The sequence below is a fragment of the Streptomyces sp. NPDC051913 genome (genome assembly GCF_044593635.1).
Classification (GTDB): domain Bacteria; phylum Actinomycetota; class Actinomycetes; order Streptomycetales; family Streptomycetaceae; genus Streptomyces.
Genome location: NZ_JBIUCI010000037.1, coordinates 1 through 26,962 on the forward strand (window position 1 = coordinate 1; position 26,962 = coordinate 26,962).

Here is a 26,962-nt window from a genome sequence, read left to right on the forward strand (position 1 = left end):
CGCACGAGCACGAGACCAACTACTACGCTCAACACCAGCCCCAACCGGCGGCTGGAGTCAACGCATAGAGCCTCCACCGATCCCGGAGCGGTTCAGTGTGCGCCCGTGTTCATCTTTGTCTCTGTGGACCATGGCGCACAGCGATTCCGCGAGGTTCGTCCCTGTCAACACCCCACCGTGTTCAGGGAGTCTGTCGTGACCGTCGTTGTTGTTGTCCTTGGTGTCGCCGTCGTCCTTCTCGTCGCGCTGTTGTCCGCGGTGGGCGCCGGGACACTGGCCCGTTTGGATGGCGCGACCTGGCCAGCGGTCTTCACCCGCGGCGCCACTTCCTTCGGCACTGTGCTCATCCTCGCCGCCGCTGTCACCGGGGCCTTGGCACCCTTCCTCACCTAACGATCAGTCCCCTTCCCGGCGACGGGTGACCCTGCCAAGCGATGAAGGCGCTCAGGCGATCCTCGTTTCCAACCCCGTAACACCGCACCAGCCTTCCCCGCAGCGGCACCGGATCCGTCGCCACGGCCAGCCATGCTGGTCTCGGATCCGGTGCCGTGGGGTGGCACCCGCAGCAGCGAGCGTCCTGCGGCCTGCCGAAGGCCGGGGACCGGGAGGGGTGTCGGCCTCTACGCTTGCACCAGTACGAACGCGTGGTTTCGGGGGACACGATGGGCGCGATTGAGGCATCTGGCAGTGTGTCTGACGGGGCGTCGGGTGGAGTCTGGTTTATCAGTCATGCGGGTGCGGATCGGGCCTGGGCGGAGTGGATCGCCTGGCAGCTCCTGGACGCCGGCCATGAGGTGGAGCTGGATTGTTGGGACTGGGGTGCGGGCGACAACTTCATCCTGAAGATGAACGCGGCCTTGGAACAGGGGCGGATGCTGGCCCTGTTCTCGCCCGCGTACTTCGAGCCGGAGCGGTTCACGACGCCAGAGTGGACGGCGATGCTGGCCCGGCAGAAACAGATCACCTCGGTCAGGATCGCGAAGACCCCCACGCCTGCGATCCTGAGCCCGTTCATCGTCACCGATCTGTTCGGCCTGGACGACCAAGCCGCCCGCGAGGTCCTGCTGCGCGCAGTGAACGGTCCGTCCCGTCCCGAGCGAGCGCCGGCTCGGCCGCCGGGGATGCTCTCCCGTATCGGTGGTACGGGGCCGCGGCTGCCGGGTTCCTTGCCGCGGGTGCGGAACCTGCCGGCCCGCAACGCGGCGTTCACCGGCCGCGACAGCATGCTGGTGCATTTGCGGGAGGCTTTGGCGTCTGGGCAGCGGGTGGCGGTGCAGGCCCTGCATGGCCGCGGCGGGGTTGGCAAGACCCAGCTCGCCCTCGAATACGCCTACCGCTTCGCCGGCGAATACGATTTCGCCTGGTGGATCGCCTCGGAAGACCCGACCCTGATCCCCGACCAACTCGCCGCGCTCGCCGTCCGTACCGGGATCGCGCCCGCGGGCACACCACCAGCTGCTGCGGTGGAGCTGTTGCTGGCGGAGCTGGGAGGGATGTCCCGCTGGCTGCTGGTGTTCGACAACGCCGAAGACCCCGACGCTCTCGCCCGGTTCTTGCCCGGTGGGCCCGGGCGCGTGCTGATCACCTCCCGCAGCCCGCACTGGAACGCCTACGCCGTTCCCGTCGACGTCGACACCCTCTCCCGGTCCGAGTCGGTGGCTTTGCTGCGCGCGCAGGGCGCTGTCCTGACCGACGGTGACGCCGATGCCATCGCTGCCACCTTGGGTGACCTTCCGCTCGCGCTCGCGCAAGCGGCCGCACTGTTGACCCGGGGCCTGTCGGCGGCGGATTTGAAGGCCGAGTTGGCGGCGAACGTGGTGGAGGTGATGAAGCGCAATCCTCCGCCCGGTTACCCGGCCGGTCTGGCTGCGCAGGTCCGCGTGACCCGTTCCCGCCTCCAGGCGCAGCATGCCGGGGCGGCTGCGGTGGTGGATGCGCTGGCGCTGCTGGCTCCCGAACCCTTCCCCCTGACGTCTTGTGCCGGCCGGCTTCCCAAGCAGGCGTCCGTGCTTCTTGGGGAGGCGCTGGGCTTGCGGCTGGCGGCGGTGGACGCGGTCGAGGCCATCGCCCGCCACGGTCTGACCCGAATCCAGGACGGCACCGTGCAGCTGCACCGCCTCACCCAGGACCTGATCACCGGCCAGATGACCCGCTCCGAACACGATCAGGCGCGGGCGGATGCCGAAGCCCTCCTGACCGCGGCCCACCCCGGTGACGCCGGCGATCCGCGGCGGTGGCCGGCCTGGCAGGTCCTGCTCCCACACACCCTGGCCCTCGACCCCGCCCAGCTCACCACCAGCCGGGGCCGGTATGTGGTCGGGCAGGCGTGCTGGTATCTGATGGAGCGCGGGCAGCCCTGTCCCGCCCGCGAGCGGTTGCAGCGCCTCTACGACACCTGCCTGCAGCAGCTGGGCCCTGACCACGACGACACCCTGCAAGCCGCCCACAACCTGGCCCGCGCCTACGACAACACCCGGGACTACGAACGCGCCCGCGCCCTGAACGAAGACACCCTTAACCGCCGCCGACGCCTCCACGGCGACGAGCATTCCAACACCCTGGCTAGTGCAGTCAACCATGCCGTTGGGCTGCAGGCGCTGGGGCGGTACGAGGAAGCCCTCGCCCTGGAGGAGGCGACGCTTGCGGTGCGGCGTCGGGTGTTGGGAGCAGAGCATCCGGACACGCTGCTCACGGCGTCCAACCTGGCTATCGATCTGATGGGTGTGGGTCGGGTGGAGGAGGCGGTGGCGTTGGGGGAGGAGACGCTGGCGGTGCAGCGTCGGGTGCTGGGACCAGAGCATCCGGACACGCTGCGCACGGCCTTCAACCTGGCCGTCGACCTGGCGGATGCAGGTCGGGTAACGGAGGGTCGTGTGTTGGGTGAGGAGACGCTTGGGGTGCAGCGGCCGGTGCTGGGTGAGGATCACCCTGAAACCCGCCGTACGGCCGCGTGGCTGGAAGGTCTTGCCAGTGGGCATGAGCTGCCAGGCGATTGTGAGTGAGGCCTGTGCCGTGTTCTGCTGTCCTGCATCGTCTACCAGCGCATCCCCAAGTCGATCAGTGCGTCACGTCGTTCGGGGCTGAGCTTGTCGGCCCGCCTTCGGGCGTTCGAGATGAACGACCTCAACCCGCGCAGCTCCCCATCGACGGGTTCGCGGTGCTGGCGAGGTACCCGCAGATGCCCCTCGCGACCGCTTCAGCGAGCGCATCTTCAGCTTCTTGTGGAAGCGCCCCGACATCCGCAAGCGCTGGGTGCTGCGTCATCGCAACGAGCCGGCCGTGCGGGAGATCGCCGACCGGCTGGCCTTCGAGGTCGCTGACAGCCTCAGCCGGATCATCCCGACCGACGCCCTCGGGCCGACCATCCGCTACGCCGTGCTGGAGGACTTCGCCACCTCGCTGCGCGGCAGCAAGCGCCGGGGCGGCCAGCTCAAGGCCTTCGACCTCATCCTGTCGGTTCCCCTGGCGAAGATGCTCAGTTGGTTCATCCAGCACTTCCCGACCTCGGCCCAGTGGTACATCGGCGTGATCATGGGCGAGGCAGACGAACACCTCGACATTCCCGCCCAGGTGACCGTCGAAGCGCTGCAGCGGTCCGCGATCACGAACGGAGAACTCGACGGGAAGGTCGCGCAGGAGTTCTTCTCCCGGCTCGTCCCGCAAGCGCCGAGGATCTGAGTGCGCGAGGTGCGCATCCTCCCCCGAGGCCCCTGGCCGGTAACTGCAACCGGCCAGGGTGGACGCAGTCTGGACGCCGGTCCTCGTCGGCAGGGGGTTCGCGCGGCCGGCGGAGGTCGCCGCGGCGCGTGTGCGGTCCGCGGCAGACGCGCTGCTGGGCCTGCCCGGCGCTCCCGTCACGGCAGAGCTGAAAGCAGCAACTGAGGGCCTGCTGGCCGCGGTCGACGCTTTTGTAGTTTCCGCTGGCGAGGCTGTGGCGACGGGCGGTTCTGCCGTCCCGTCCGGAATCGCTGCTGTGGCGGCCGGTGGCCTGTCCGTCACGTCCACAGGGGCGACAGCGGGGTGGGAGCGTGACGGCGGCTGCGTGGTGAGCTGAGCCGCCCTACGCCGGGACCTTCTCGGGCGCCTGCCCAGCCTCACTTTCAGGCGTTCTTGGTCCAGTCGACAGGTGTAGGTGCTGCCTGGAGGCCGTGTTCAGCAAGCACGTCGGAGAGCAACTGCTGCTGACCGGAGGGGAGTTGCCCGGATTTGAGCTTGGTACGGGTCTTGGCGAGCCAAGGGCCGATCATGACACGTTCTCCGTCGACCTCGATCCACTCGCGGGCGCCGGGCGTGCGCTGCCACCGTTCAAGGAAATGCGCGAGGATCTGCAGGGTCTCGGTGAAGGAGCGCCGCCGCGCCGCGGGCGTCCGGGAGGGAGTTGGGGGGCGGTCGAGGTCGATCTGTCCGGGGATGAGGCCGAGCTGGGTGAGCAGCTCGCGCTGTGCGGGCCCGAGCCGGTTCCAGGTGGCCAGTTGACGATGCAGCCAGCTGCCTGCCTTCACGTCGCCGATCATGGTGTCGCGGGTGAGGGTGGTGGGGTGGTGGCCGGCTTCGAGGTGGCGGCGCAGGGCGTGGTACTTGCGGTGCCAGTCGGCGCCGTGCGGGAGGCGCCAGTCGGTGTCGAGGGCGTCCAACTGGGCTGTGCGGGCGGGGGTGAGGCGGCCTTTGCGGGCCAGGGAGCGCTGGTCGGCGAGGAACTGGCCGCCCGGGGCCTGTGCGGGGATGGCGAGGTGGCCGTGTTCGGCCTGGTAGGCCTCGACGGCGGCCATGTGGCCCTGCCAGGCGGCTTCGTGCTCGTCCCAGATCATGCCGAGCGCTTCGAGCTCGGCACGCCAGGCCGGGTCGAGGGCGCCGGCGCGGTGGGCGGTGCGCTGGCCGCTGATGAAGGCGCCCAGCCGGTAGCCGTAGGCGTCCTCGTAGTCGGCCGGCACGCGCAGATGGCGGTGTTCGGCCTGGTACCGGATGGCGGCGGCGAGGCCTGCGCGGCGGGGTGAGGACAGGACGGCGCCGTCGGCGGGCCAGACGATCAGGTCCAGGGCGCGGGCGATGGCGGTGGGGTCGAGGGTGTGGTCGAAGCGGAAGCGGCGGGTGATGTAGGTGTGGGAGTCGCGTGCGGGGTGCTGGTTCTTGGCGCGGGGGGCGCGGGCGGCGATGGTCTGGTCGTGGTGGCGCAGGGCGGCGGTGACTAGCCAGAGCGCCTCGTAGGGGGTGCCGAGCAGGTCGGTGGGGTCGGCGCCGGGCGGGATGTAGGCGGGGATGACGAGGCTGGCCCGTTTCGTGTCCTGGGTGGGGGGTTTGCGCAGGGCGCGGCCCAGGGCCTGGACGATGCGCCGGACGCTGGCGGTGCGGTCCGCGAAGACGACGGCGTCCACGGCCGGCAGGTCCACACCCTCGCCGAGGACCTTGGCGTTGGCCAGCACGCCCCGGTCCGCACTGGTGAAGCGCTTGAGGATGTCGGCCCGCCGGGCGGGGCTGTGCGTGCCGTCGATGGAGGCCACACTCAGCTCGCCTGCCCAGTCGGGGCGCAGGTCGTCGGGCAGCGTGCGCAGGGTGTGAGCGAACTGGCTGACGAAATCCGAGGCGTCGGCGATCTGCTGGAAGTACACGAACACGTGACGCAGGTCGTGCTCGCGCATGGCCTTGACGATGGCCAGGTGCAAGGCGGTGGTGCGGCGCGCGGTGGGCCCGGCCTGCGGACCGGTGAGAACGGCGCGCAGTTCGGTGTCGGTGACGGTGGGCACCACGAGCTGGTAGTCGGCCAGGACGCCGTCGTCGATGGCATCGGCATGAGAATAGGTATGGAGGCGAGGGCCGTAGATTTTCGGCTGGTCCATGGTGGCCAGCAGCAGCGGGTCGTCCCAGCCCGGTGCGGTCACAGAGGTGCGCCTTGGCTGCGCCCGGGTGGTGGGCACCTCGGCCAGGCGGGGCGCTTCCCACACATACGGGGTGGCGGTCAGGTAGAGACGGCGCTCGGCCGGGACGCGGGCGTTGTCGTGCAGCGCGGTCCAGCTCTTGCTCCAGCTGCCCGCAGTGGCATGCGCTTCGTCCACGGCCAGCAGGCCGAAGACAGGCGCGGGGAAGACGGCGGAGTGCTGGGCTTCCTCGATCTTGGCCAGGGAGTCGAAGGTGAAGTACACCGTCGCGCTCGGGTGGCGGCCCAGCCAGTAGGCCAGGTACTCCCCTGAGTTGGTGGAGTCGACCGCGGCTTCGGCAAGGAGCGGGTGCGCGGCGGCGTTGAGGGAGGAGACGGTGATCATCGGCTCGCGGCGGCCGTCGGCGCGGGCGGCAGCCGCCCACTGCGCGATCAGGTCCAGGCTGGGCACGGCCACCGCCAGCTGACGTACCCCGAGCTGCTCGGCGGCGCGCAGTGCCAGGAGAGTCTTGCCGGTACCGCAGGCACGCACCGTGTGCCCGCGGCTGCCCGGCCGGCGCAGGTGGCGGACGATGTCAGCCAGGCCCTGCTCCTGGTCGGTGCGCAGCACCAAGCGTGCGGTGTGCTCGTGGGGAGCGGGAGGGGAGGTCATCGCGCGGTTCCTCGGCACGGCGGGCAGGACGTTCATCCTCCCGTACGGCAGGGGTGCGGCGCAGTGCGGATCGGTACGCGGCAGCTATTACAGATGCGTGCCACTCTTCGGGAAACCAGGAAGCCTCGAGCATCGGTGGAGGCCGTCCGGCTCCGGGCGAGGCTAGGGTCTGGACGCAACCTTGGTCTATGGACCCAACAGCGAGTAGCTAAGAGCCGCCCGGGGAGCTGGACCGCGAACGCCTGGAATGCCGACCGCGCACAGCGGGGGAGTCCTCGCGGTGTGCTGTTCCCGGGGTGCCGCGCAGAGGGTGCTGGGCCCCGCTGTGAGGAGCGTCAGACAACCCCAGCTCGTCCGGTACCTGGGCGAGAGGCTCGGACGGAGGCTGACGCTGCCGGGGCATGCGTGTACGAGGACTGCCGCCCCCGGCCTACGGAGGCGACGGGCGGGCCGGGCTGGCAGTATCCGTGTCCTGCGCGGTTCTGACGCTCCCTGCCAACCGGCCGACGTGTGCCGCGCCTGGCCGTCGTGACAGGGAGCTGCCAGCTGCCGGCGGGGCGGGCCCGTGCGTTCGTGTCCCGCGGGCCGTGGTCTGGGCAGGTGCGCAGGCCGTAACGCCGGCCTGGCCACGGGCGGGTGAGAGCAGCAGTCCCACCAGCAGACCGATCAGCCCCTGCGGGATCAGGAAGCAGTGCACGGGCACCTCAGCAGACGGCCGGCGGGGCAGGCGTAGGACTCCTGAAAAAGGGGGTGCTGGAGCTGCTGAGCTCATCCCATCCAGTCCTTCCTGCTCGCGGCAGCCGTCGAAGTCGATAGCGGCACGCGGCGGACCGCGCCCCGCTACCGGGCCTCAGCATGGCCCGATGTGAGCTCATCCGGGTCAGGACAAGTCACGTGCTTACGCGGTGGAGACCCAGCGCGCAGCCCGCACAGCGTTACGGTCCGGCCGGCTGGCATCCCAGTGATTTCGGCACAGCCATGAAAAACGCTGAAAAAGTCCAAACGCCCGCACTGCTGGCCTGCATGGACGCGCCCCGAAAAACCCTCTTTATCAACAGGCGGTTCGCGATATTTCACCTCCTCCGCCCGGCCCGTCGTAATGAGGGTGGCAAAGAATGGCGATAGTGGCAGCGCTTTCACCGCATGCTCATGAAAAGAAGAAACGGGAACCCGGTTTCCCTTCTTCCCTCCGCCGGGGTGGCGGACCGGACGTCGGGAGGGGCGCGGAGGGCCGGCGCACGCGGGAGGTGCGCGCTCCCCTAAATGCGTCTGTGCGCCACCCGACGAACTCCCCTACAGGGCAGGGCTGTCCGGGCCCCGGCGGGGGTGCCGCGGGCGGACGCAGACGCCCCCGGACGCTCCACGAGAAGTCAGATGCGTTGAATTGTCAGACCATTGAGCGGAGTTATGTCGGTACGCCGCCAACGCCGTCTGCTAGATCCATTGGTGACTACTTGTCAAGGTCGTGTGCGCTGGTGCAGAGTTCGTATTCAGCGGGCTTCAGCAACCCGCCCGAAAGAAGCACAGGCAGCACAGAAAGATCATCCGGGTCACACGTCACGAATACCAGGAGACACTCGTGGAATTGCGATTCCTTAACCGGCTCCGCCAGGCATGGCGAGCCGCCGCGCCCGGTACCCGCGCACCCGGCGCCCGCCCCTCCGGCTCCGCCGACGAACCGGGCACGAGCCCCTTCCCGGCCAGCCGCTCCGGTGACGACACCACCGCGCAACTGGCCGCGACGACCGCCGCGTTCGCGCTGAGCGTGGCCTGCGTCCTTGGCCTCGTCGACGCCGGCGCCAGCCCGGAGACCGCCGTCTCGGCCATGGTGGCCTGCGCCCTGGTGGCCCAGCGCTTCGGCCAGCGCCCCGACGGCCCCGACGGACACCTGCAGCTGGTCTGACGCTCCCGCGGGCGCGCCCCACCCAGGGGCGTGCCCGCGCCCGCCTGAAGGGAGGAGAATCCCATGGGCGTCACCGGCCGACCGGAGAAGTCCATCGACCCCACCAGCGGCCCCCTGGGCCAGCTCGCGCTCGACCTGAAGGCCGTGCGCCGCCGCAGCACCCTGACCCTCGCTCAACTGGCCACGCACACCGGCCTGTCCGTCGCCACTCTCTCCGCCGCCGCCCTGGGTCAGGAATGCCCCAGCTGGCAGACCCTGCGCGCCTACCTGGCCGCCTGCGGCGAGGACGCCGACGACTGGCGGCCCCGCTGGGAGATGCTCGCCTCCGAGCACCAGCGCCTCCAGGCCGGTGTGCCCGAGCGCCCCGAACAGCGCCGCGTCGTCCTGCAGATGACTCCCGACCGCGTCCGCACCGTGCAGGACCTCAAACTTGCCCTGCGCCACTTGCGCGCCCGTGAAGGCAACCCGCCCTACAAGTCCATCTCCCGCCGCCCCAATCTCCAAGGAAGTATCGCGATCAGCACCATCAGCGTGCTGCTCAGCCCCAAGAACGACCGGCTGCCCACCCTGGAGGTCCTGATGGTCTTCCTCGCCGCGCTCGGCATCCGCCACCACACCGCTGAGTTCCGCCGGTGGCTCGACGCGTGGCACCGGCTGGCCATGAACGCCCAGACCAATCTGTTCGGCCGCCAGCAGCCGACCCTCGCCGCCTGAACAACCACACCCGCAGCCCCCGGGCGGCCCCGCACCCCTGGGGGCTCGCTCCTGCGCCCGAACCCGCCCCTGACGTCTCGCCGTGGCCTCGCGCACGAGACGGGCATACTCCTGGACATGAGAGTTTCTGCCAGCACCCGCCTGTATGGGGCCCTGGCGCTGCTGATCCTGTGCGCGGCAACGGCTGGTCACTGGGCAGGGCGTGCGCTGGGCGGCTGGTGGGGCTCGGGCGCGGGAACGCTCGCCGGCGTGGGAGTGGTACTGCTGTGCGCCAGGATCACGATCTCCCTGTGCGGTCTGCAGACGCAGGCCCACCTGTCGCGCATCGTGGTGGGCAACAGAAGGGCGGAAGCCACCGCGGATGCCGTCCTGCGGGCCGTCACGCTGTACGAGGCCGCGCTCTTCCCGCTGACGCTCGGGGGCTCCAGCACCGAGGAGCAGCAGGCCCGGCGCGCCGTCGCCTACCAGCTGGCAGCCTATGACGACCTTCCGTTGTCCGTGGGTAAGCCCGAGCGCCGCCACTCCCGGCGTGACTGGCTGGTATGGGAACTTGAGCGCCTCGGCCGCGCCGACGACGCCCGACGCCTCTCCGCCACAGCGCCGCTGCCACGATCCGGTCGCACTGCCCCGGGGCGGCCAAGCAAACCGCCTTGCTCCGACACCCGCGCCCACGGGAACGGGCCGACCGCATCCTCGTCGAGAAGGACCCCTCACTCCGTGTGGGTGTGCGGCTCATCCTCGGCATCCCGCGTCCCGGAGAACGGACGCCGGTCTCGGCCGCGGCCGGCAGGTGGTCCCTCTACCAGCCTCGGGACGACGCGGGGTTGGGATGGCCGCTGCGGAATATGCAGGCCCGGGCGGCGTGCAGCGGACGCAACGAGAACGGCTGCCTGCGCGATCTGTCTCCTGCACGGCCCTGGCACAAGACCGAGGCGCCTGGTGGGGTCGCAGCCGGAGGCCGACGAGGCGCGCCGCGGGTGCTGGGGGGCGGGACTGTCCAAACCGCGTGGGGCGGTGCATGCCCCGGTTCCGGGTCTGGAGGCGAGGCGGGGGGTAGTTCTCGGAGATGGCGAAGAAGACGAAGAAGATGAAGAGGGCGGGCTCTTCGGCCGGGCCTGTCCGGCTGACGCGGCAGCAGGTGCTGGATGGCGTTCCCGGCCCGGACGGGGTGCGGATCGCCTTCGCCACGGCGGAGGAGGCCGGCACGGTGTCGGCTTTGTTGAAGGCGGCCGCTGACGACCTGGAGACCGGGCACCTCGAGGCACTGGCCCAGGGGCGGTGCGGGACGTGGCTCCTGGATGCCCTCGCAGGTGCTGACTTGGACGAGCGGCTCGTGCGGGCGACGGCGACGGGTGAACTCCAGGCAGCCGCAGCACAGTTGTCCCTCCCACTGGTTGCTCGGGACGGCAACGGGCAGGTGATCGGAGCGCTGTTAGGTGTCCCGTCCGGCACGGTGGCCTCCGGGCTGTCCCGGCTGCCGGTGTCACGGCAGCAGATCCTGATGTCGATGCTGACGTACGCGAAGATCAAGGCGGTCGCGGTGTCCGAGGACGCCCGCGGAGGCGGGATCGGGGCCGCGCTGCTCAAGCGGTGCGTGCAGTTGTACGGGCAGCTGGATTACACGCTGCTGTTCGGCGAGTTCGACACCGGGCGCGATCTGGGGCCGTACTACGTGCGGCAGGGCTTCACCGTGCTGCGGCCCGGGCAGGCTGTCGACGTCGGGACTCTGCTTGTGGGCGTACCGCTTCATCTCGGGGCGGGACCGGGCCTGACGTTCTTCTACCGGTGGCATGCACGCGGCAGGTGACCTTCTGACCGGGTGTCCGCGAACGCCGCCGACCGGGTCGGGTTCCTGTCTGACATGCGGCGTCTCACGGCCGAACCGCAGGGATCACCGGACGGGGCAGGACCGGGCTGCCAGGATCCCCATATGATCAATATGGGAGTCCGCATCGAGTTCTACGAGAGCGTCGGGCAGGTCGGTGAGCTGCCTGAGGGCTATCTCGGCGCGCTGGAGCGGACCGAGGGGTATCGGGCCGCGGCCGTCCCGCAGATCGGGACCTCTCTCATGGCGGCATCGCTGCGCGTCGTCGACCGCGAGACGGCCCGCCCGCTGCCCGGGCCGGTGCAGCTGCCGGTGCGGGCCGTCGAGCACCACCTGGTGCCCGAGCGCGAGGGCAAAGCCATTGGGCAGGCTGTGCGCACGTCGAGTCCTATGGCCTGGACTGCAGGAACGTCCCGCGGCTACTCCGGCCGTTCGGCTCCGAGGTAGCGCACGGCTGGGAAGCGCTCGGCCAGGCGCATGATCACCTTGGCGTGCCCCTGTTCGGCGAGCTCGCGCCGTGCCTCCCTCATGTTGAGGATCTTGTCCATGGTGTAGGTCTCGGTGCAGGGCCCGAGGTCGATCCGGTGCTCGCCCAGGGCGAAGACCAGCGACGCGTAGCCGACGGTGACGCGGAACATCGAGCCGGCTGCGTCGGCCAGCTGGTCCAGGGCCTCGAAACCCTCGAAACCCTCGATGCCCACGGTCACGGTGTCGCCCTCGAGGATGTTCTCGCCGCCGTCGAGCAGCGCATGGATCTCCTTGACCTCGGCCGCGTCCTGGCGGCCGAAGTCCTCGGGGAGGGGGAAGTAGCGGCCGGTGCGGCTCTGCAGGCGGGCCAGGTCGTCGAAGGCGTCGGCCCAGAACTGCGCCTCGTTGTCCTGCCAGCCTGGCGGGGTCATGCCTGTGGTGATCAGGGCCCGCACCCTGGGCACGGTGGAGCCGGCCAGGAGGAGTTCCATGACGTGGCCCGGCTGGCTGTGGGCGATCAGCCGGAGCGCCGGCACCACGGCCTGCGGCAGGACGGACTCACCCAGCTCGAAGGAGAACGTCAGCGCGCCACGTTGATCGCGCTGGTGGTAGCGCAGCCGCACCGTGAGCACCCCGGTGCCGTCGTGTCCGTGGAGTGTTCCGCCCTCCAGGCCCGTGACCCGCTGGGTGAAGGTCACGGGCAGGGAGGTGACCGGGAGACCGGACGGGCGCTGGATGACGATCTGGCCCCGCAGCGGCGGCATCACTTCCTGCTGCGGCGAGGTGATGCGGACGCTGCCGAGCGAGAGCTGCTCGAGCCCGAGACCTGCGGGCCCTGCCAGGCGGGCCTCGGCGAGGTTGTCGGCGCTCAGTTCCACCTCGCCGCCGAAGCGCATCGTCTCCTCGAACCGGCGCCGCCGCTCGGCCTCCCGCTCGTCGCCGGCCGGGAAGCGGATACGGCCGGTGAAGCGGATCGCCCCCTGGCCGCCCAGGTCGGCCGTCTTGGGGACCAGGTGCACGGCCGTCTGCCCGCTTGCGTCCAGCGTGGTGTGCACCGCGTAGTACGGGGAGATCTCCTGGGCCCGCGCATGCAGCGCGCCCGCCCGCTGGAGATAGTCGGGCAGCCCGCCCAGCAGGACGTCCCGCTCCGCGCGCGCCTCGGCGATCCGCTCCAGGATGTAGTCGCCGGACTCCTGCAGCGCGTAGCGCACCAGATCGCGGTGGGCCGCGAACTTCTCGTCCAGCCAGCTGCGCCCGCGCCAGTGCCGCACGAACGGGAACAGCTCGCGCAGCCCCTCGAACCAGCGCTCCTCGGCGGGGTTGTGGTCGATGGGCGCCAGCAGGTCCCAGTGGTCGGGCTGGTGGCGGGCCGCCGAGATCAGCGAGCGCATCACCTGTCGCCTGCGCACGGGGGTCATGCGGCCGGTGAACGACTTCGCCTCGTAGACCAGGAGTTCACCATCGGCGGTGTACTCGAACAGATCCCGGCCGCCGTCCCCGCCACTGCCGTCGACCGCCCGCGCCCTCTCACGCAGACGCAGCACCAGCATCGTCACCAGCGCCTCGGACACCTTCGGGCTCTCAGCCGCCAGCCTGTCCCACGGAACCCTCACCACCCATCCACCTTAGGGACCAGCACTGACAACACCCCTCTCTGCAGGTTGCCCTGCCGGGCCCGGGCCAGGTATCGGACCCACCGAGACCCACCGCAGGGATCCCTTCCCGTGTTCTGGCGGACCGGTGGTGGCCAGCCCGCTTCGGCTGGCCACCACCGGTCCGCGACGTTCACGAGGTGCGCACCGGTTCCGCGTACGTGGCGAACACCCGGTCGCCGGTCAGCTTGTGATGCGCGAGCTGGTCACGGACGGCCTGCTCGTCCGCCCAGCGGTCCGGGCTGCTGGCGAGCGCGGCCGCGTAGCTCGTCACGGCCTTCTTCAGCTTCTCGAAGAGGGCCGGGGTGACCACGCGCATGCCCGGCACCGCGGTGGCCCGGGCGTCGCTGACCTGGCTCGGGTGCAGCATGACCGCAGCGGCCTCGACTTCCGGGTTGTGGTCGTTGAGCCAGCGGACGCTTCCGCCGAGCTGGTCCATGTCCTTCTTCGCGACGGTGGCGGTGGTGCACCCGGTCTTCAGCTCGACGACTGCCTGTTGCGCCACTGAGAGCGCCCACAGGTTGTCCGGACCTGTGCCGTACTGCTTCTCCGGGCGCGTGCTGGCGAAACCGAGGTGCAGTCCGAGCTGCTGCCAGGCCCGTTCGGCGTCATCGGAGCGTTCCTCATCGCCCCACACGATGTCCTCGAACAGCGCCTGCACGCCGAGCCTCAGGCTGGTGCCGTCGCGATACTGGGCAGCCAGGAACTCGGCGGCGGCGCGCGACTGCACCGCGGCCGCCTTGAGCCGGACGGGGGCACCGTGGTTGACGTCACGCAGGACGAACGCGTTGTCGTTCAGCGCCCCGGCCAAGGCCTGCTGGGCGGCCACGGGATCGGTCAGGTGCAGGTAGGCAGCCTTCTGCTCCCGCAGCCAGCCCCGCAGCGCCTTGTCACCGTCGCCGAGAGCGTTCACCGCCTTCTGCACCCGCTCTGCCGCGGCCGGGGTACGGCCGGTGGCCGCGAGGTCGAACGCCTCGCGCAGCGCCACGGCTTCGTCCCGCACCGTCCCGTGCTCGGCGTAGCGCACCTCCGCCAGCGCGCGCCGGCTGCGCTCCCGCCACTGCGGCACCCGCCCCAGGCAGGCCCGCAGCGCCTGCCGGACCGCGTCGAGGCCTTCGCCCCTGATCTGGCCGGCGATGTCCCGGCTCAGCCTCAGCTGCGCCTGGGTCGCGGGCGAGAACAGGGCCAGGTGACGGGCCTCGTGGATGGCCGTGGCGAGCTTGGCGCCCAGCAGCAGGACCGCACAGTAGTCCTCGCCGTCGCGCACGCCACGGCCCATGCCCTGCTCGATCCGCTGGACCTCGCGGGCCAGGCGGACGGTGCTGTCGGCCAGCGCGACAGCCTCGCGCCGCTCCACCCCGTCCAGAGGCCGGGGGACCCCGTCGAGAATCAGCAGACGGCAGGCACTGGCCGGGAGGTTGACGCCGTCGTACTTGTTGACCAGCACCACCAGGCCCACGTGGCCGGCCTGGAGTTCCTTCACTCCCGCCTCAAGGTCGCCGACCCGCCAGGTGCGGTGGGCGTAGGGCGCCCAGTTCGCGGCGGCCCGGTCACTCGGGACCAGCACGACCACGTTGACCGGCTCGGTCTCGGCGACACCGTCGCCGTCCTGGTCGCCGTCGGCGAACTGGCGGGCCAGCACGCGGACGGCCTCGTCGTCCAGGTCCGGGTTGAGGGCCACCGGGGCCAGGATCATCCGCTCCCCGAGGTCGGCGGCGCTGCCGGGCGTGACAGGCTTGGCCACGAGCGCCGGGTCGGCACCGAAGTCGGTGACCAGGGCGCTGTCGTCGGCGAGCGTCGCGGTCAGGTAGACGCGGCGGCGGGCGCGCACGAACGACGGGATGCGGTCGATCGGCGGGCACGAGGGCCTGATCTCGATCGCCGCCGACGTGGCCGTGGCGGTGCACAGGTGCAGCACTTCGGCGAGCAGCGGCCACACGAACTTGAAGGCCTGCTCCTCCCGGTGCGGACGCAGGACCCTCAACACCTCGTCGCGCTTGTCGGCCCACGCCCAGAACGGGATCGGTGCCAGCGCGGTGGGGTCCTTGTCGTCCAACTCCGCCCAGGCGTTCGCCGACTGGTGGCGCAGGTCCTGCTCGAACAGCACCAGCAGCTCGTCGTACGCCTCATGGCCGGCCGGCACACGCAGCCGGAACTGGTCCTCGGTCCGCGCCAGCGCGGCGTGCGCGTCGTCGACGACGACGACACCCAGATCGATCGGCTCCTTGCCGTCCCCCACGACACCGAAGGCCGACTTGCCGTTGATCAGCTTCTGGTAGTTCGTCACCAGCACGGCCTGCGCCGACCGAAACGCCGAGTCGTACGGGTCGTCGGTGGTGGCCACGCCGAGCCTGTCCGCCTCCTCGCGGACCTGCTTGACGAGGTAGTTGTCCGGGGCCAGGTACACGGCCTTGCCGACGCCCTCGTTGAGGGTGCTCTGCGCGATCAGCAGGCCGACGGCCGTCTTGCCCCCGCCGGTGTTCTGCTTGATCACCACATCGCGGTCTTCACGGCGCTCGAACCACTTGTCCAGAACCTCACCCTGCTCATGCCGCAGATACGGCCACGGCCGACTGGCCAGCCCCGCGTAGATGTCCCGGGGCCGCAGCAGCGCCTCGCTGTCCCCCGTACCGATCTGATCCCAATTCAGCGCCACTGCGCCGTCCTTCCTCACCTGCTCCGGCGGGTGTCACGCCGCCTGCACTTCCTCGTTCTGTTCATGGGCCGCCGCACACCCGGCGACGGCCTCGTACCGCACCCACGTCGCCGGGCCTCGGCGCGGCCATGCCGCGATCTGGCTCCTCTGCGCTGACCGGCCGGGTGCCTCCCCGCCCGCCTGGAAGCGGCGGCGCCGGGGAGGACTTGTCCGCGGACCGGGTTGCCGGTCCGTCAGGCCGGTGTCGCCGATCGGTCACCGCTGTCGTCCCCGGCCGGGCGAGGACGGCCGACGGGGGAGGCCGGATGCGAGCTGACCAGGGCCAGCCAGCGCGCCTCGGTGAACACGGGCCACGTCCGCGGGCCCATCCGGCCCCGCAGTCCGATCAGGTCGGCGGCCCGGCCCTCGGCGGCCTGGAGCGCCAGAGGCGGGCTGAACGGATCGGCCTCCACGACGAACACCCCCGCAAAGACGCGGGAGCGCTCGGGATGACAGAAGTGCCCCCGCAGCCGGGCACCGACGCCGCCATCACGGTGCGCCTTGCCCAGCCACCGCAGCCGGCCGTCGGCATCGACCACCAGGTACAGCCCGGCAAGAACCACGTCCAGCACCGCGAGAGTCTCCTCCCGCTGCCGCGGTCCCAGGCTGTACGGCACGGGCCAGCCGCCGCGTGCCAGCGGGCCGAGCGCCGTCCACGCGTGACGCAGCGCCCGCGTGTCGACCACCGGCCCGGGGACCGGCTCCGTGCAGCAGTCCACGTTCACAGCGACGTCACCGCCACGGTGGCCGAGTCCAGCAGCTCGACAATCTGCCCGCACTGCTTCTTGATCTCGCGGAACTCCTTCACGTACGACTTCTGCACCTCGGCCGGCTCCTCCTCGGCGCCGGCCTCCTCACGGGCCCGCACGGCGTCCTCGACGGTCTCCATAAGCAGGCCGATCTGCTCGGCGGCGGTGGCGACGGTGTCCGCGCCGCTGCCCACCATGGAGGTCAGCGCCGAGCGTAGACGGGTCATCCGGGCGAGCGCGTTCTCCGGGATCTCCTCGTCGAGCTCCTCGGTCGTCGTATCGCTCTCCTCGCCTTTCTCGCTCTCGTCGCCGGCGAAGTCGTCCACGGGCGGCTCCGCCGTCTTGCGCTTCCGGGAGGACGCGATCTTGGGGAAGGTCTTGTCGAACCACCCCTTGTCGGCGAGCGTGCCCTCGCGCGGGTCGCCGTGCGCATCGGGCGCCCAGAACGTCCCCGGCACGAGATCGACCTCACCTGCGGACTCGGGGGCACGCAGGACCGCCTCGGCGAACGCGATGAGCAGCTCGCGGGTCACACCCTCCGGCGGGGCGGTGTAGGCGTGCACCAGTGCCTGGACCGCGTTGACGGGCGTACGCCGCACGCCCTTGCGGTCCGCGCCCTTCTCGGAGCCCTGCCCGGCGGTGACGAACCGCTCGGGCGCGTTGATCAGCCCGGGCACCATGTGCCGTCGCACCAGGATCTCCCAGGTCTCGGCGTCCCCCTGGCGGCAGGCGGCCAGCAGCGAGAGAAGGCTGCGCGCGTCCGGCCGCGCCCCGTACTGCACGTCGCGCGCGCTGAACAGGCCCCGGGCGGCGAGCGGGTTGCCCCGGTAGGCGAAGTGCTGGGCGACCACGGCCGCCCATACGTCCGTCCGGCGTTCGGCCCTGGCAGCGGTCGACTGGCTCCAGGGGGCTTCTTGCAGGGCGGTGCGCACCACCGGCCAGTACCGGCCGGTGGGCATGTGCGCCCGCGGCGGCAGGTTCTCCGGGCGCGGCGGGACCGGCGGGAACACCATCACCGTCGCGCAGCGGACCGCGACATCGCGCAGGGTCAGAGCGCTCACCTCATCGCCCGGTGGCAGCAGCACGGCGAGTTCGTCCAGGGCCCGGGCCCCGACCAGGGCGTCGGCGATCGCGTCCTCGTCCAGGTCCCCGGCCCGGATGCGGCCCTGGGCGACCTCCTTGGCGAGCAGTTCGCCCAGCACACCCTTGGCCTGGTAGGCCTTGACCAGGGTGGACCACAGCCCCAGGCTGCGGTCCATGTCGCCGTAGTTCAGCTGGCCGCGCAGGTGGTCGTGCACGTTCAGCTGGCGCAGCGACTCCTCCAGCCGCTCCGGAGTCCTGGCGCCGACCACGACTCGGGCGGGCACCTGCGCGCTGCGCAGCGCCCGCTCCGCACGCCCCTCCGGGTCCCGGTCGGGGTCGGCGTACTCGGTGTTGAGCAGGGTGCTGATCCGGCGCAGGATCTCACCCAGACCCAGCAGCACCAGCCGCCGGTTCTCCTCTTCCCCGTCCAACCGCAGCAGATACTGCGGCACCCCCGTCAGCAGCTGCTGCGCCACCACGTCAAAAACCTGCAGCCGGGCATCCCCGCGGTTGTTCCCGGTGACCTGACGGCTCCGCCAGATGTACCGCCGGGAACCGTCCCGGCCGACCACCGGGGTGCGCTGCAGCACCACCACGGTGGACTCCCGCTGGCCCTCCTGCACCAGCGACTCCACCAGGTCGTAGGAGCGCAGCCTCGCCCTCCGCCGCAGCATCTCCACGGCGTAGCGCTGCACCTCGCCGGCCACCTCCACACGGACCTCCTCCGTGGTGAGCGCGGCCAACGGCATTCCGTCCTCGACGACGGCCCGCACCACCGGCAGCGGACGCCGGCCACCCAGCGCCTGCTCCCGTGCCTCAAGCTCCCGCAGCGCACGGGCCAGTTCGTCCTCGGCGTTCTTCACCGCGGCCACCGCCGCGTCCTTCTCCGCCCGCGGCGCGGTCGAGGCCAGGGCCCGCTGGGCCGTCCTCGCCCGCTCCCGCGCCATGGTCCACTCGTCCACCGCCCGCTGCTGGTCGACGAGCTCCTCCAGGCGGGCCAGATTTTCGCGTGAGGGATGCAGCCACTCGCTGCGCGTACGGTCGTTGTTGGCCCAGGGCAGCGTCGCCGCCCCGTGCAGAGCCACATTCAGCAGCAGCAGCGCCCCATCGGTACCGCGCTGCTCGACGTGATAAGCGGTGGCGCGCAGGAAACGGCGGCCGACGTTGCGGCGGAGTTCGGTGACGCGCTTGGCCTCGCCCTGACCGAGGGCCGGGGCGAGCCCCTCCAGCACGGCCTGCCGGGGAACGGGCGCGAAGCCTTCGTCCGCGCACGTGTTGGAAATGGCCTCGTAGAGGTTCTCCGCCCACTCGGGGGTGGTCGGGTACGGGAAGGGCCCCTCGGGGGCCTTGCGGATAGACATCATCAGAAGCAGACGGTCCTTCTCCCGGAAGCCCTCGAGACCCCGGGTGCGAACGAACGCATCCGACGGTCCTGCCGGGTGCGGCACGCACCCGAGATACAGGAACTCCGTTCCAGGGAGCACCCGCACGGGCCGCCGTCACCGTCACGCACACCGAGCGCGCACCGGAGAAGACCGTCTGCCCCTTCGAGTCCACCACCGGAGTCTGGGTGCACCGCCGGAGAACCCCCTTAGGAACGGGGTACATCCGCAGCGCACGGCTCACGCCCTCTCCGCCGTCGGCGGCACGGGGCTGGCAGGTCGTCAGAACCAGAGACGTGCGCTACCAGAATGCCATCCGCCTCGCAAAACGGACAACATGCGTGCGGGACGCGCGTAGAGACGCCGGCCTCCGCCGGTGAAGAAGGCACCGCTCAAAGTACTGGCCCGGCAGGCTCTCCGCCGAGGCGCCGCAGTACGCGGTCGGCTATATCGCGGTGGGCGCGAACAGGATGGGCAGCGGATAGCGCGGGTCGGTGTACTGCTCCATGGTGGTGATCAGGGTGCGGAGGGTTCCAGCTCTTCGGCGTCCATCTGTCATGCCCGTCCTGCCGCTGGACGAAGCCTCGACAACGCCGTCGTGGCGCGGGAACGGCGCAGGCCCGGACCGCCGGTCACTGCACAGGCCCAATACCCCTGGGGGGCGGCACCGGCTTCGGTGCCGGCCGCGTCGCAGGGCTGTGCGCCGTCGTGCCTGGGGTGGGGCTACGCCGAGGCGACGTACCGGGCCCGATGGCCGGGGCCGGAGGGCCGCGGCGCAACGGGGGCGGGCGTGCTCTCGCCGGTGGGCGGGCCAGCGGTGTCCCCGACGTGCTTGCTCTGGAGCAGGACGAGTTCGCCGTCGCGGACGATCATGGCGTGGATGCCGGTGTCGGGGGCGGTGCCGTTACGGCGGGCCCCGACCCGGGCGGCGACGAGGTGCCTGAGCCCGGCGGTGAGGACCGTGCGCTGCTCGGCGGGGTCGAGCCCGGCGTAGACGTGGCTGACGGGGTGAACCGTTACGGATTCGAAGTGGTCGACCGCGGAACGGTACGCCTCTCTCAGGTCGAGCTGCTCGGCGAGCGGCATGACGTGTGCGGACAGGGCGGACAGGCTGGCCTTGTCCCACCGGCCGCTCGCGGCCCGCTGGGCTGCGGGCGCGGGCTGCTCGGCCCGGAGGGTGTGGATGCGTTGCCAGGCCTCCTGCCAGGGGCCCATGCGGCGGCGGTGGGTGCCGCAGCCGCGGAGGAAGGCCGCGCATTGTTCCCAGGTCGTGGGCCGGGCCTCGCGGCGGGTGATGCGCCACAGGGTGGTCAGCGGCAGCAGCAGGGTGCCGTCGGCCTCGCTGGTGGTGGCGCGTTCCTGCAGGACGCGCAGGGGCGGCGCACCGGCCCGCTCATAGGCGGCGGCCAGCGCGGCGTCGAGGTCGGCGGGGGTGCGGATGCTGCGCACGGCCGGGGCGTGCAGCTCGGCGAGGATGCCCCGCTGTTCGGCGCGCGCGGCCCGCCACCGCTTCAGCGCCTCCGCTTCTTCCTCGGCCGTGGCGTCGCAGGCGCGCACGTACGCGGTGACGACGTCCTCCCGGGGCAGCGTGCGGCCGCCGGCCGCACGCTTGAGGGCGCTCGCGGAGACGGCCTCGCTCTCGTCCTGGGCGGTGCGCTCGGCGAGTTCGCTGAAGGTGAGCCCGCAGCGGTCCTTCAGCGCCCGCAGGAGCACGATGAGATAGGCGTGATGGCGCGGGCTCCGGAGGAGGCCGGGGGGCGCGGTGAAGGGCGAAGTCATCGGCCTGCCCTTCTACTTGCCGGGGGGCTGGGTGGGGGTGGCCGTGCGGACCACGCCCTCCGCGAGCGCGGTGAGCAGGCGCCGTCCGCCGCCGGCGGCGGCGATGGTGCCCGCGCCGATCGCTCCGCACCCCGCGAGCAGGGTGAGGATGTCGTCGACGGGCACGCCCTGCAGGACGAGGCCGGTGCCCAGGATCGGGAAGACGGTGATGCCGGCGACCTGCGCGGGCGTGAGCACTCGCACGGGGGTGCGGGACGGCTCGGACTCGGGCGCGCTCGCGCCGGGGTGGTGCGGGGACATGATGAGGTGGTCCTCCTGACCGGTGGCCGGCCGCCGGTCCCGTGGACGGGAACCGGCGGCCAGGCTTGATGGGGTGCTACTGGCCGCAAACCGGTGTCGCGAGAAGGCAGTTGACAGGCTGCCGGCCCTCCGGTGCCGACGAGCATCGCACGCTCGGCCGCCGCCCCGCACACCCGGAATACCCCTTAAGTTCGTTATGCCGGTTTGCTGGTTCACGGGTGTTCCAGGTATGTGCCTAGACCCAGTACACGACGGCCCGGCGCCTTTACCCCTGGTGGCCAGGGCGTTGTCCCCTCGGGCCCGGCGGCCGCGGTCCGCTCCTGTTCCAACCTGCCTTGCCCCTTCCGACATGAGGGGCCGATGCTGCATCACAACCCGGTCGTCGGCGCGGCGTCGGGGCCGGACCGGATGGTCCGGCCCCGACGCAGTACCGACCCCCGGTTCCCTGACCGCTACTGGCCGCAAACCGACGCGCCCCAGGGAAAACTGCCGCAGGTTACGGTGACGCGTGCCCGCGGACGCGAGGGCCGGCCCCCGACCGCGAGGGCCGGCCCTCGCGCATACCCGCGCCACGGCGCGCCGCGGCATCAACGACACGACCCCCTGCATGAACAGCCCCGGTCTGCCAGTCCACTGCGCCACCGTCACGAACCAGATGCCTCCACAGCACCGGTCCGCCGCGCCCGCGCGCGCTCAGTGAGATCGTGCAGCCGCCCGATCCAGGTCTGCATGAACGCCTCGGCTCCGCTCTCCTCGGTGCCGGGCAGCGACAACAGCCGCTGTCCGGCACCGATCTGTTCGTCGATCAGCTCCTCCAGCCAGGCGGCGAGCGCGGCCATCTCGGGTGACAGGCACATCACCAGCGCATGGGGGACCCCGGACGGCTTGGCCATCTGAGGGACGAGCAGGGCGATGAGCAAGGCGAACCCCGACGCGTCCACCCGCGCCCGCAGCCGGGCGAGGAAAGGGCTGTCGGGCATCAGGAACCCATGCATCACGTAGAAGAAGCCGACCAGGGTGAGGACCCGCACCACACCCCGCGCTGCGGCCATCTCCTCCTCACCGGCGGCCTGGAGGCGGGCGAGCGGGTCGACGAGCGCTCCCGCCTCGATCCAGCTGTCCAGGGTGCCCTCGCGCTCGGCCCTGCGCGCGGACTCGGCGACCGGAGCCCAGTCCATACCGGGCATCAGCGCGGCGAGCGCCTCGACGAGCATCTCGCCGCCGACCTCGCCGGCCCCCATCCCGGAGGCCGCGGCCAAGCGCACTGCCGCCCTCCGCCGCTCGCGCTCCGGGTTCGGCCACCACCCGCCTGCGGGGTCCTCGATCACCCGCCGTACTTCGTCCGGGTGCGGCAGCCCGGCCGGACCCCGCCCCACTACCCGCCCGGCGTCCGCGTAGAAGACGTCCTGCGCCTCCTCACCCCCGCTGCCCGCGGCCCGGGCCTGCACCACCACCCGCTGGGCGGGCGAGCGGCCCGCCGCCCACACCAGCGCCTCCCGCACGGCCAGCCACGGCGGCTCCGGCACCGCCAACTCCCCGGGTCCGGCCGGGAGTCCGGCCTCGGCATACCAGGCGATCACCGTCCACCGCAGATCCCGCCCCGACCGCGCATGCCGCCCAAAAGCCACCGCGACCGCGACCGTCTCCTCGGCGAGCACCGACACCGAACCTCGCCCGCGCCCCAGCCACCGCCGTACATGCCCGGGCAGCAGCCCCGCCCCACGCCACCGCTCCAGCTGCGCCGCCGACACCTGCAGCCCGAGCGCCTCCAGACGCTCGATCAGCTCTGCATCCGCCGCGCTCGGTACCCCTCTGGCCACCACTCCAGATTAGAACCCCGCGAGGTACTCGGAAAACACGTACAGCGCACGCGCTGAACTGGGCAGACGCCCGGGCCCGGCCCGGGACCGCCGCACCCGCGAAGGAGCCGTCCGCCCATGCCCGCCCGCCCCCGCTCCACCCGTCGGCGTCCCGCCCGTACGGTCACCGCGGCCGCCACCATGCTCCTGCTCGCCCCCACCGGCCACACTGCCCTCACCTACGCCGGCGCCGCCCTCCTGCTGCTCCTCGCCCTCACCGCAGCCCTCGCCCTCGGCGCCGCCTACGCACCCCGCCCCGCCCACCGCACCGCCGCCCGCCACACCCTCCACCTCCTGCTGCGCCTCGCCCCCTGGTACGACCGCCCGCAGGGCCCGGGCGATGGGCTCAGGTAAAGGCCGAAGGGCGGCGAGCCGGCCAACCCCGGCAAACTGCCCGGGCCGTTCGTTGCGCCGCAGCGAACCTCTGGCCCCGGCCTCTGCCGTCTCCGCCCCGGTCCCGGAACAGCAAAGGACCGGTTGCCGGATCTACTCCGGCAACCGGTCCCTCACCTGTGGGCGGGGCTACGCGGCCGCGTGCGCCTCTCCGTCCTCCTTCCAGCCCGTCCTGTTCGCGTAGTTGACCAGGTGGCGCCGGTGCGACCGGACCGTGGCGGGCGCGAGACCGAGGATCTCCCCGATCCCCGAGTCCGTGAACTCGAGGGCGTACATGATGAGCACCTGAGCCTGACGTTCCGGCAGCTGCTCGACCAGCTGGCGGAACATCTCGCCGGTGACGACCTCGGAGTCCAGGCCTTGTTCGAGCTCCGTCGTCCGGTCCCAGGGCTCGAGGTCCTCGAACTCCTCGACGCAGTACTCCGGTCCCCGTCCGAAGGCGCGGCGCAGCCGGTTGTCGGCCACCCTGCGCAGGTAGGCGTAGGGATAGTCCATGCGGCTGACCTTGTCCCAGTTGACCAGCACGGTCTCGAACGCGTCCTGGGCGATGTCCTCCGGCGAGTGGCCGGCCAGATTCCACCAGCCGCGCTCGCGCCGCGAGGACACGTACTTCGTGCACCGGTCGGCGTTGCGGGCGTAGAACGCCTCGAAGCTGGACAGGTCGTAGGCGCTCGGTGCCGCCCCGTCCTCGGACACGTCCTCCGCCACGAAGTCCTCGCGCTCCACGGCCGGCGACTCACCGCTGCGCCCCGGGACGGAGACGGACACGGAATCCGCGTCTGCCTGGCGGGTGTTCTCCAGGACGTCGCGGACGCGCGTGAGGTGGTCCTGGCGGGTGTTCTCCAGGACGTCGCGGACGCGCGTGAGCTGGACCTGACGGTCCTCCTCCAGCCAGTCGCGGACCGCCTGGCGGGTGGCGTGCAGGGCCTCGTGGGCGGGGAAGCGCTCGGCGTGCTCCACCGCCTTACGGACGGCCGCCCGCGTGTTGTGGTCATACCACGGGCCGGTTTGATAGTTGATGAAGATCGACTGACACTCCTCATCCTCAGGCGGCGTCATGGGCATCTCCGTCGGCGGCTGAGGTGCCGGCCTCGGCTGCCGGGGCGGCCTCGGTCTCGGTCTCGGCGCTGCGGGCGGCGGGAAGGGTGATGACCTGCGCCAGTCGCTCGGCGCGGCGCTTGCGTACCCACCGCACGACGCGGATGACGGCGCCGGTGATGATGCTGATGACGGTCAGGACCGGGCCCACCTGGCGGGCGGTCTCGGTGACGCCGTCCCAGTGGGTCCACATCACCAGGCCGGTCAGCGGCAGGACCGTGCCCGCCACGCAGATCAGCACGGTGACGTGATGGTCCTGGAACCAGATCTCCGCGGAATCCAGACCGCGGCGGGCGGCCTCGACGCCGCGCTTCGCGAGGTCGAGGACGGTGCGCGACGCCGTGCGTACGCGCTCGGGAAGGCCGAAGAAGGCCATATCGGAAGTGCCTCTCGGGAGAGGGGGGCCGCCGGGCCCGCGTACGCGGACACCGGCGGCCCCAGGTGGAGGAGGCTCGGGATCACGCGCTCTCGCCAAAGATTCGTGAAGTCCCTCGCCCTGCGGGGTTATTCAGTTTCCATTCCATTAGAGCAGAACTTGAAACCGTCGCGCACTACTCGGTGATTCCTAAGTCGCCGTGAGGTGGTTCACCCGATCTTCGACTGCACGTTTCCGAGTACCGGACGGAAAGAATTCGGAAACGATCACCCGCAATTAATGATCTTCTTCGCGCCCTCGAGGATCTTCGCCCTCGCGGCGTCCTTCCTTCCTTCCTTCGGGCTCTGCGGCCCAACGGCCGCAGAGCCATTGCCCCCTGCACGGCCGACCGGCTCCCGCCGCAATGTGACGCAGGTCACTCAAAATGGACTGCACGATCCGTCGCCTTCAGTGCCTATTAGTTGTGACGACGGCAAGCAGACAAAGGAGGTGCCTATTCATGTCAGCAATGAATAGAGCGCAGACCTATGGGCTTGCCACACTCACGCCCGCTTTCCTTCGGGAAGAAGTGGACGTAGTGTTGTCACGAGCGCAGTTGTGACCGTTTCAGTGTCAGTTTCTGCGCTTACTTCGACTTGGAGGTGGCTCCGGGTTGGAGGAAAGCCTGGGTTCCCCGCTCTCGCCAAAGAACTAGGGACCCCCAGGCTTCTGCGCACACGAGTCCCCGGCACCGTCCACCGGACAGCCGGGGACTCGGTGTACCCGGAGCCCACCACCACGCCCATGCCGCCGATGACCACTGTCACCGGCCCCCTTGATGACCCGCGGGTACTTATGCGGGTGGCCCGCGCCTGAGCGCGGGCCACCCCGTTCAACTCCCCTGCCCACGGGCAGCGCAAGACCGAGCCCGCGCGGCAGAAACCGCACCGCCAGCCCGCCGGCGCCGGCTACACCCCGCACGAGAGCAGGAAGCGTCGCCGCTCGACCCTCCACGATGCCCGCATCAAGGCATGCCACCGCGTACATGACGCCGCCAGGCAACAGCGAGCACCAGGGCCGAGGTCCAGGACACCAGAAGGTCAGGCAACGCTCCACGCACGCAACTGACGGCCGACCAGGCCCACTCCCATCGCACCGGAAGCCGCGTCCCGCACCAGAGCGACCGCCTCCTTGGGCGGATACTCCAGGCGACACCCGTTCAGCACCAGATACGCCTCCGCGCAGTGCCACGCGAACGCCTCGTTGGAGTGCTCCAGACACGGCAACCGCACCAGCGTCTGCAACAGCGCCGCCGCCTTGAGGAACAAAGATCCGTAGACGTCGCGCTCCATCGCCCGGGCATTGACCCGGGCGACAGCCGCGTACAGGGGACCGTAGTCGTCCACCTGTGGATCACCGGGCAGCAGCTCGGCAGCATGCAGCAGGAAGGTCACATCAAGAGGGTGAAACGGTTCGTGCTGAGTCACGCCGCGTGGCCTCGCTCCTGCTGCTCCTCAAGATCACGGCGCGCGGCGAGCTCCGCAGCACGACGTTCCTCATCAAGACCGGCCGCGTCGGCCGCTTCGGCGAAGGCGTTGCCGCTGCGGGCCATCGACCGGCTGAAAGCGTCGAGGAAGTGCGTCTCCACCGCGGTGGCGCGGGCGTAGGCAGCGGACAGGATGTACTCCTGCAGGCTGACACCCTCCTGCCGTGCTGCGGCTTCGATCGCGGCCCGCTGAGCCGGATCGGGGAAACGGAGATTCATCGCTTTGGGCTGAGGCATGGTACCGATAGTATCGCCGGTACCACCAGGGCGGCCACCCCTGCAACGGGGGAGACCCAAAACTCGAAACTTCCATAGTTCTGGAGATAAGGAAGCACTCCAATCAGCCACTTGCACGATCGCCTATCTGATGAGGCATCAACAAGAAGGCGACCACCGCGCCCCTAGCTTCTGCTAGCTAGGGCCGGCCACGGAGTGGACGGTCCCTCAACTCACCTTCACCACGATTTAGTTGCAGATGGGGACCCGGCCAGTTCCGATCGCGGAGCGATCGGAACACCACCTCCTGATCCGCGGAGCGGATCAACCGGGCCCGGAGGGCCCGGACGTCTCCGCGGAGCGGAGACGTGGTACCGACGCGTAGCGTCGGCGCGTCGTTCCTGCGGAGCAGGACGCGCGC

The 26,962-nt window shown here is 70.9% G+C and carries 21 protein-coding genes; 8 read left to right on the forward strand and 13 right to left on the reverse strand.

Annotation, left to right across the window (positions count from 1 at the left end):
- Nucleotides 1–195: 195 nt before the first annotated feature.
- Together ACIHIX_RS47135 and fxsT are read left to right on the forward strand one after the other, a co-directional pair.
- Entirely contained in the window at nucleotides 196–393 is a 198-nt protein-coding gene (locus ACIHIX_RS47135; RefSeq protein ID WP_399966849.1) for a hypothetical protein, read from the forward strand.
- A gap of 233 nt (nucleotides 394–626) precedes the next feature.
- The gene (fxsT, locus tag ACIHIX_RS47140; RefSeq protein WP_399966850.1) at nucleotides 627–3,002 is read left to right on the forward strand and encodes an FxSxx-COOH system tetratricopeptide repeat protein; all 2,376 of its coding nucleotides are present in this window, start codon (nucleotides 627–629) and stop codon (nucleotides 3,000–3,002) included.
- Between the two features lie 32 nt (nucleotides 3,003–3,034).
- Here the strand turns inward: fxsT and ACIHIX_RS47145 are convergent, their stop codons facing one another.
- Nucleotides 3,035–3,178 (reverse strand): hypothetical protein, encoded by a 144-nt coding sequence (locus ACIHIX_RS47145; protein ID WP_399966870.1) that lies wholly within the window; start codon nucleotides 3,176–3,178, stop codon nucleotides 3,035–3,037.
- A gap of 41 nt (nucleotides 3,179–3,219) precedes the next feature.
- Between ACIHIX_RS47145 and ACIHIX_RS47150 the strand changes: the two genes are divergently transcribed.
- Complete coding sequence (locus ACIHIX_RS47150; RefSeq protein WP_399966851.1) at nucleotides 3,220–3,678, forward strand: hypothetical protein; 459 nt, start codon at nucleotides 3,220–3,222, stop codon at nucleotides 3,676–3,678.
- A gap of 422 nt (nucleotides 3,679–4,100) precedes the next feature.
- Here ACIHIX_RS47150 and ACIHIX_RS47155 read toward each other — a convergent pair whose 3' ends face one another.
- Entirely contained in the window at nucleotides 4,101–6,524 is a 2,424-nt protein-coding gene (locus ACIHIX_RS47155) for a Helicase associated domain protein (RefSeq protein ID WP_399966852.1), read from the reverse strand.
- Nucleotides 6,525–8,103: 1,579 nt separating this feature from the next.
- On the opposite strand from ACIHIX_RS47155, the gene ACIHIX_RS47160 reads away from it, so the two are divergent.
- The 4 genes from ACIHIX_RS47160 to ACIHIX_RS47175 all read left to right on the forward strand — a co-directional run bounded on the left by ACIHIX_RS47160 (nucleotide 8,104) and on the right by ACIHIX_RS47175 (nucleotide 11,413).
- Nucleotides 8,104–8,427, forward strand: a complete 324-nt coding sequence (locus tag ACIHIX_RS47160) for a hypothetical protein (protein ID WP_399966853.1) — start codon at nucleotides 8,104–8,106, stop codon at nucleotides 8,425–8,427.
- Nucleotides 8,428–8,490: 63 nt separating this feature from the next.
- A complete protein-coding gene (locus ACIHIX_RS47165) occupies nucleotides 8,491–9,141 on the forward strand; it encodes a helix-turn-helix domain-containing protein (RefSeq protein WP_399966854.1) in 651 nt (216 codons plus the stop codon).
- A 1,066-nt stretch (nucleotides 9,142–10,207) separates the two neighbouring features.
- Complete coding sequence (locus ACIHIX_RS47170) at nucleotides 10,208–10,948, forward strand: GNAT family N-acetyltransferase (RefSeq protein ID WP_399966855.1); 741 nt, start codon at nucleotides 10,208–10,210, stop codon at nucleotides 10,946–10,948.
- Nucleotides 10,949–11,071: 123 nt separating this feature from the next.
- A complete protein-coding gene (locus tag ACIHIX_RS47175) occupies nucleotides 11,072–11,413 on the forward strand; it encodes a hypothetical protein (RefSeq protein ID WP_399966856.1) in 342 nt (113 codons plus the stop codon).
- Here the strand turns inward: ACIHIX_RS47175 and ACIHIX_RS47180 are convergent.
- The 7 genes from ACIHIX_RS47180 to ACIHIX_RS47210 form a co-directional block, all read right to left on the reverse strand.
- Nucleotides 11,386–13,050 (reverse strand): hypothetical protein, encoded by a 1,665-nt coding sequence (locus ACIHIX_RS47180; RefSeq protein WP_399966857.1) that lies wholly within the window; start codon nucleotides 13,048–13,050, stop codon nucleotides 11,386–11,388. The genes ACIHIX_RS47175 and ACIHIX_RS47180 overlap by 28 nt on opposite strands.
- A gap of 169 nt (nucleotides 13,051–13,219) precedes the next feature.
- The gene (locus tag ACIHIX_RS47185; RefSeq protein ID WP_399966859.1) at nucleotides 13,220–15,742 is read right to left on the reverse strand and encodes a DEAD/DEAH box helicase family protein; all 2,523 of its coding nucleotides are present in this window, start codon (nucleotides 15,740–15,742) and stop codon (nucleotides 13,220–13,222) included.
- Nucleotides 15,743–15,975: 233 nt separating this feature from the next.
- Complete coding sequence (locus ACIHIX_RS47190) at nucleotides 15,976–16,500, reverse strand: hypothetical protein (protein ID WP_399966860.1); 525 nt, start codon at nucleotides 16,498–16,500, stop codon at nucleotides 15,976–15,978.
- Between the two features lie 2 nt (nucleotides 16,501–16,502).
- Nucleotides 16,503–18,974: a hypothetical protein gene (locus tag ACIHIX_RS47195; RefSeq protein ID WP_399966861.1), complete on the reverse strand. Its 2,472-nt coding sequence runs from the start codon at nucleotides 18,972–18,974 to the stop codon at nucleotides 16,503–16,505.
- 744 nt (nucleotides 18,975–19,718) lie between these two features.
- Nucleotides 19,719–20,774: a helix-turn-helix domain-containing protein gene (locus tag ACIHIX_RS47200; protein WP_399966862.1), complete on the reverse strand. Its 1,056-nt coding sequence runs from the start codon at nucleotides 20,772–20,774 to the stop codon at nucleotides 19,719–19,721.
- Nucleotides 20,775–20,786: 12 nt separating this feature from the next.
- On the reverse strand, nucleotides 20,787–21,074 hold the full coding sequence (locus ACIHIX_RS47205; RefSeq protein WP_399966863.1) for a hypothetical protein: 288 nt from the start codon (nucleotides 21,072–21,074) through the stop codon (nucleotides 20,787–20,789).
- Nucleotides 21,075–21,718: 644 nt separating this feature from the next.
- Nucleotides 21,719–22,894, reverse strand: a complete 1,176-nt coding sequence (locus ACIHIX_RS47210; protein ID WP_399966864.1) for a hypothetical protein — start codon at nucleotides 22,892–22,894, stop codon at nucleotides 21,719–21,721.
- A 117-nt stretch (nucleotides 22,895–23,011) separates the two neighbouring features.
- Here ACIHIX_RS47210 and ACIHIX_RS47215 point away from each other — a divergent pair, with 117 nt between their 5' ends.
- The gene (locus tag ACIHIX_RS47215) at nucleotides 23,012–23,287 is read left to right on the forward strand and encodes a hypothetical protein (RefSeq protein ID WP_399966865.1); all 276 of its coding nucleotides are present in this window, start codon (nucleotides 23,012–23,014) and stop codon (nucleotides 23,285–23,287) included.
- Between the two features lie 168 nt (nucleotides 23,288–23,455).
- On the opposite strand, the gene ACIHIX_RS47220 is transcribed toward ACIHIX_RS47215, so the two are convergent.
- From ACIHIX_RS47220 to ACIHIX_RS47235, 4 genes are all read right to left on the reverse strand, one after another.
- Nucleotides 23,456–24,385 (reverse strand): RNA polymerase sigma factor, encoded by a 930-nt coding sequence (locus ACIHIX_RS47220; protein ID WP_399966866.1) that lies wholly within the window; start codon nucleotides 24,383–24,385, stop codon nucleotides 23,456–23,458.
- Complete coding sequence (locus ACIHIX_RS47225; protein WP_399966867.1) at nucleotides 24,372–24,800, reverse strand: hypothetical protein; 429 nt, start codon at nucleotides 24,798–24,800, stop codon at nucleotides 24,372–24,374. The genes ACIHIX_RS47220 and ACIHIX_RS47225 overlap by 14 nt, the downstream gene beginning before the upstream one ends.
- Before the next feature lie 1,079 nt (nucleotides 24,801–25,879).
- Nucleotides 25,880–26,266, reverse strand: a complete 387-nt coding sequence (locus ACIHIX_RS47230) for a fic family toxin-antitoxin system, toxin component (protein WP_399966868.1) — start codon at nucleotides 26,264–26,266, stop codon at nucleotides 25,880–25,882.
- Nucleotides 26,263–26,562 carry a DUF1778 domain-containing protein gene (locus ACIHIX_RS47235; RefSeq protein WP_399966869.1) on the reverse strand — a complete coding sequence of 100 codons (300 nt, stop codon included), beginning with the start codon at nucleotides 26,560–26,562 and terminating at the stop codon, nucleotides 26,263–26,265. The genes ACIHIX_RS47230 and ACIHIX_RS47235 overlap by 4 nt, the downstream gene beginning before the upstream one ends.
- Nucleotides 26,563–26,962: the final 400 nt, after the last annotated feature.

Bases quoted from the DNA above. Each gene is read 5' to 3' on its own strand.
- ACIHIX_RS47155 (WP_399966852.1), bottom strand. From the start codon at position 6,524: ATGACCTCCCCTCCCGCTCCCCACGAGCACACCGCACGCTTGGTGCTG.
- ACIHIX_RS47165 (WP_399966854.1), top strand. From the start codon at position 8,491: ATGGGCGTCACCGGCCGACCGGAGAAGTCCATCGACCCCACCAGCGGC.
- ACIHIX_RS47170 (WP_399966855.1), top strand. From the start codon at position 10,208: ATGGCGAAGAAGACGAAGAAGATGAAGAGGGCGGGCTCTTCGGCCGGG.
- ACIHIX_RS47175 (WP_399966856.1), top strand. From the start codon at position 11,072: ATGATCAATATGGGAGTCCGCATCGAGTTCTACGAGAGCGTCGGGCAG.
- ACIHIX_RS47195 (WP_399966861.1), bottom strand. From the start codon at position 18,974: ATGTCTATCCGCAAGGCCCCCGAGGGGCCCTTCCCGTACCCGACCACC.
- ACIHIX_RS47200 (WP_399966862.1), bottom strand. From the start codon at position 20,774: ATGACTTCGCCCTTCACCGCGCCCCCCGGCCTCCTCCGGAGCCCGCGC.
- ACIHIX_RS47205 (WP_399966863.1), bottom strand. From the start codon at position 21,074: ATGTCCCCGCACCACCCCGGCGCGAGCGCGCCCGAGTCCGAGCCGTCC.
- ACIHIX_RS47215 (WP_399966865.1), top strand. From the start codon at position 23,012: ATGCCCGCCCGCCCCCGCTCCACCCGTCGGCGTCCCGCCCGTACGGTC.
- ACIHIX_RS47220 (WP_399966866.1), bottom strand. From the start codon at position 24,385: ATGACGCCGCCTGAGGATGAGGAGTGTCAGTCGATCTTCATCAACTAT.
- ACIHIX_RS47225 (WP_399966867.1), bottom strand. From the start codon at position 24,800: ATGGCCTTCTTCGGCCTTCCCGAGCGCGTACGCACGGCGTCGCGCACC.
- ACIHIX_RS47235 (WP_399966869.1), bottom strand. From the start codon at position 26,562: ATGCCTCAGCCCAAAGCGATGAATCTCCGTTTCCCCGATCCGGCTCAG.